General features: G+C 70.8%; 6 protein-coding genes. All 6 read right to left on the minus strand.

Features of this window, described 5'->3' with window-relative positions; genetic code table 11:
* Nucleotides 1-201: gamma-glutamylcyclotransferase (locus tag ACKOB8_RS02140; RefSeq protein WP_526375170.1), on the minus strand; the 201-nt coding region annotated here is incomplete at its 3' end.
* The gene (locus ACKOB8_RS02145; RefSeq protein WP_526375172.1) at nucleotides 198-869 is read right to left on the minus strand and encodes a hypothetical protein; all 672 of its coding nucleotides are present in this window, start codon (nucleotides 867-869) and stop codon (nucleotides 198-200) included. The genes ACKOB8_RS02140 and ACKOB8_RS02145, both read right to left, overlap by 4 nt.
* A complete protein-coding gene (locus ACKOB8_RS02150) occupies nucleotides 866-1,234 on the minus strand; it encodes a hypothetical protein (protein WP_526375174.1) in 369 nt (122 codons plus the stop codon). The genes ACKOB8_RS02145 and ACKOB8_RS02150 overlap by 4 nt, the downstream gene beginning before the upstream one ends.
* A gap of 78 nt (nucleotides 1,235-1,312) precedes the next feature.
* Complete coding sequence (locus ACKOB8_RS02155; RefSeq protein WP_526375176.1) at nucleotides 1,313-2,104, minus strand: hypothetical protein; 792 nt, start codon at nucleotides 2,102-2,104, stop codon at nucleotides 1,313-1,315.
* A 22-nt stretch (nucleotides 2,105-2,126) separates the two neighbouring features.
* Nucleotides 2,127-3,848 carry an amidohydrolase gene (locus tag ACKOB8_RS02160; RefSeq protein WP_526375178.1) on the minus strand — a complete coding sequence of 574 codons (1,722 nt, stop codon included), beginning with the start codon at nucleotides 3,846-3,848 and terminating at the stop codon, nucleotides 2,127-2,129.
* Between the two features lie 442 nt (nucleotides 3,849-4,290).
* Nucleotides 4,291-4,582, minus strand: a 292-nt coding sequence (locus ACKOB8_RS02165; protein ID WP_526375180.1) for a hypothetical protein, incomplete at its 5' end; no start/stop codon positions are given.

A 4,582-nucleotide genomic window follows, 5' to 3' on the forward strand; every position in this document is an offset into this window, starting at 1 on the left:
CGGCGCGATCGCGACCACTACGCCGGGGATCCGCCCGGTGTGCTCGGCATCGAACACCGCGGCGGGCCAGCCCCAGCCGGGATCGAAGAGCCGACCGGCCGCCTGCGCCTCGGACCGCTCGCCGTCGGCGAAGCGGGCCAGAGCCGGCCAGCGGTGCTGACCCGGTTTGAGGGTGCCGTAGACGAACACGCGGGTGCTCATCGACGACTCCGCACGTAGTCGTCGACCTCGTCGTAGGACACCTCGGCCAGCAACGCGGGATGCCCGTCGAGTTCGAGCACGGGACGTCGCTCGGATGTCCCGAGATAAACCTCGATGACCTCCTCGGCCCGCCGCCCCGACTCCCACTGCACCTGCGCCTCCAGCACGGTGCGCTCGTAGAACCTCGGGTGGCCCTCCCAGGAGTTCATGGCGCCCAACTGATCTCGGGTCAGCGCCAGCACTGGGTGCACCTCGACGCGGTTGGGTACCGGTGCCAGGGTAGCCACCACCGAGTCGTCACGTTGACGGCGCGCGTCGCACCACACCGCAGCCCAGCCGAACACCGCTGCGCGCAGCGCGATCACCGGCTCGCCGCAGAAGAAACCTTCCTCTTCCTCGCGCGCGAGCAGCTTGGCCGTGGCCGCGTTGGACCCGTAGGCCAGCACAAAACTGCGCCCACCGAGGTCGATCGGCTCGGCGCTGTCGCGGTCGCACCAACCCGCGCCGTCGGGATCCAGCCCGCGCAGTTCACCGTCCCGGTGCAGCAGCCACGATCCGACCGGCCGCAGACCCGGGTAGACCGCGCCGCAGGACGCCGACACGGTGTGCGCGGTCCACGTCGCGGGCGCGAACAGTTGCAGCGATCGCTCGCATCCCAGTGTCTTCATCGGGTGTTCCTCTCTGTGCGATTCTCGCCGTCGACGTCGACGACTTCGATGAGCAGTCCGGCATCGCGGGCCTGCGCGACTTCCTCGTCGGCCAGCACGCAGCCGCGGTAGCGCAGCAGCGTCATCCGGCGGCCTGCCCAGCGCTCGTAGTCGTCCCCGCGGTCGCAGGCCGCCCGGCCCGGACACGCCAGCGCCAGCCCGGTCACCGGCACCCTCTCGCGGGTGGGCACGCGTGCGGTCAGCGCGCGTCCCCCTCGCCGGCACAGCCAGTACGGGGTGAAGTGCTCGACGAGTTCGAGCACCATCCCCCCGTGGCCGCACGGCCTGGGCCACACGAGCATCGTCGCGGTCAGTTCTGCCGACATGGATTACCCCCTCTCATTCCCGGACGCCCTCCCGGCGCCCTCTTCCCCATCGTCTCGCCGACATACGAAAGAAATCGGCTAGCGCAGGTTCTCGCGCAATCTGCGCTGCCACCGCAGCAGCTTGGCCTTCGCGGACGTGAGCTGCGTGACGGCCCCGGGCACGCGTCCGGCCAGCACGTCCTCGATCAGCTCCAGGCGCTCGGCGGTCTCCGCCAGGGTGTAGGCGCCCGCTCCCAGCAGCGCCAGCCCGGTGTCGCGCAGCGGATGGTTCGGGTCGGGGCCGCGCACCACGCAGACCCGCGCCCGCGCGGGCGCGAGGTCGCGCTCGCCGTCGCAGAGCTGCACCTGCAGGCCATCGAGGAACACCGAGCGACAGTCGACGTCGAGGCACCAGGCCAGCGTGAGCCGCTCCAGCAGCCGCGCCGGGCGTTGGCCGATCTGCGCGGCGAGCTCACCGACCGTCATCCACCCGCCGTGCTCCTCCAGCCGGCGCAGGGCCTCGCCGATGATCTCCAGGGGCCGTCCGCGGCTGGTTTCGCCGGCCAGCGGGTTGGGGATCTGCGTCGTCCCGCGGGCGCGGCGGGCCTCGATCAGCGCGGCGTGCTCGCCCTCGGTCAGATAGAGATTGCCGGGCTTGATCGGCAGCCCGTAGCGCACCCCGGTACGCCGCACCGCGCGCGATGAGCTGATCCCGGTGATGATCAGTCCCCGGGCGCGCAGCGCCTCAGAGTCGTACTGCCAGTTCCGATCTCCGGCGGGAGTGTCCTCATATCCTTCGATGCCCTGCCGCAACTCCTCGGTGCGCCAGGTGCACGCGGGGTCGCGCTGCAGCCGGGCGAGCACGCTCATCATCCGCTCGGTCGGGCTCATCGCGGGTCGAGGCCGTCCATGCTCAGCACGGCGGCTGCGTGGCCCCCAGCAGCGCGGCGTCGAAGGCGTGCGCTGCGGCGGTGACCGAGGCCATGAACGCATCCAGGTCCACCCGCCGCCCGGAGATCCAGGTGCCCCGTGTGGCCATGGTGTCCTGCAGGCGCGCGGGGTCGACGGTGTAGGGATCGTTGTTGAACAGAACGAAGTCGGCGAGCTTGCCGACGGTGATCGAGCCGATCTCGTGGTCGCGCTTCTGCTGCCAGGCGGCATTGATGGTGTGCGCCTCCAGCGCCTCGTGCAGGGTCAGCGACTGTTCGGGGGCGTGCACGGTGCCCGACGCGCTGCGCCGGGTGACCGCGTTCTGGATGTTCAGCCACGGCAGCGGCGGCGAGAGGTACCCGTCGTTGTGGAAGGTGGGCCGCACCCCGCCGTCGTAGGCGTCGCGGTAGGGCTGCCAGCGCGCGCCGTAGGACGGCTCGAAGATCACCCCGTCGTAGAGGTCACCCCAGTACAGCGACTGGAACGGCGACATCGACGCGGTCACCCCCAGCGCGCCGGTGCGCGCGCTCTGTTCGCGGCTGGGCGTGGCGAAATGCTCCAGGCGCCAACGGTGGTCACTGCCGGCCAGTCCCAGCCGGCCCAGCGCCTGCTCGTATCCGTCGAGGACGACGTCGATGCCCGCGTCGCCGTTGATGTGGGTGGCGATCTGGACGTCCTCGGCGGCGAACCTGGAGATCAATTCCAGGAACTGCTCGGCGGTGTAGTTCAGCACAGAGAGTCCGGGCACGCTGCCGACCGGCACGTCGGCGATACGGGCGCGCGGGGAGTCCAGGTAGGGAACGCTGATCGAGGCGGTGCCGATCGACGGGCTGCCGTCCATCCAGATCTTGTAGCCGACGCGGCGGATCATCCCGGAGAGCGCACCGAAGTCGAGGTCCTTACCCGCCGCCGGGTCATAGGTGGTCTGGTAGAGGCAGTAGCGCACCGGGCAGCCGGGCAGGCCGGCCAGCGCCTCCATCGGGGCGCGCAGCCTGCTGACGAACCCGAGATCGCCGACGGCGGTGAATCCGTTGCGCGCCAACGTGGAATACCACGCGCCGAGGTTGGCCAGGGGCGAGGGAACCACCCCGGGTAGGAAGGCGCCCAGCGCGGTCATCGTGGCCTGGGTTTCGTAGCCGACTCCCCCGGCGGTGCCGTCGGGGCGACGGGTCCAGCGCGCGTCGGGCACGTCGGGCGGGGGTGTGGCGTTCTTCCAGCCGAACAGCACCGTGGCGTGGGAGTTGAAGTACAGCGCGTGGCCGGTGATGTCGAAGATCAGCACCGGGTGGTCGGGGAAGTAGCGGTCCAGGCTCTGACGGTCGGGCATCGGGATGGACAGCAGCAGCCGGTCCAGGCCGTTGAACATCAGCGGCTGCCCGGCCGGGGTCTGGGCGCGCAGTGTCGCAAAGAGCGCCTCGACGTCCTCCCACGTCGGGTAGCCCACGAACGGGGCGATCCAGTGCGCGGGCTGCTGGCAGAGCAGTGCGGCGGGCACCGGGTGGTCGTGCGCCTGGACGAACCCGGGCATCAGCACCCCCGCGCCGAGGTCCTCGACGGTCGCCTCGGGCGCGGCCGCCCGGCAGTCGGCCAGCGACCCCACCGCCGTGATCGACCCGGAGTCGCGGTCCACGGCCACCGCCTCGGCGCGCGGCCGGGCCGCGTCCATGGTGATGACCGACGCGGTGAGAATCGACTGTGCGCCCACGGTGGTCATTCAAGCGTGTCGGTCGACCTTCTGCAGGCCTGCCGGATAAGTACCCTGCTGACGATAATCGGGTAGGCGACTACGTGCGCGCGGAGATCGGCCGCGTGGCGTACTGGATGCATCGCATCGAGTAACCCGAGGAGCAGCAGCCGTGACCGCCTTCCGACGCATTCCCGATAACCCTGCACCCCGACGGCGGCGCCGGGCGCACCAGTGGCCGCGCTGCCCACAGAGCGGCAAGCAGCGATACGGCGAGCGCAAGGACGCCAGAATCGCGCTGGAATTAGCCCGCCACACACGAGCACGCATCGCGCTCGACGGAGGTCACAGCACGTGGACCGTGCGCCGGTGCTATCGCTGCGAGGACTGCGGCGGTTGGCATCTCACCTCGCGGCCAAGTTGGCCGCGCCCTGCTTCAGGACCGCCGGAGAACTGAGCCGCGTCAGACCGTGACCGGCACCCACCACGCCCACGCGGGCGCCGAGTCGTTCTCGCTGGCGGCCGGTGCGACCGAGGTGATCGCGGACAGCAGCACCGGCACGAAGAACTGCGCGATGAACGCCGTCACGCTGATCAGCGACGTCGCCGCCGCGCCGACCACCAGGCCGACCGCGCCGCCGATGAGGTTCTCGCCGAAGAGCGATCCGACGCCCTGACCGAGGGCGAAGCCGACGGCCACGTGCAGCGCCCCGTTGGAGAGCACGTCAGTGATCACCGTCTGCGCCAGATCGGCC

Origin of the sequence: Mycobacterium sp. (assembly GCF_046091765.1) — a bacterium.
Classification (GTDB): domain Bacteria; phylum Actinomycetota; class Actinomycetes; order Mycobacteriales; family Mycobacteriaceae; genus Mycobacterium.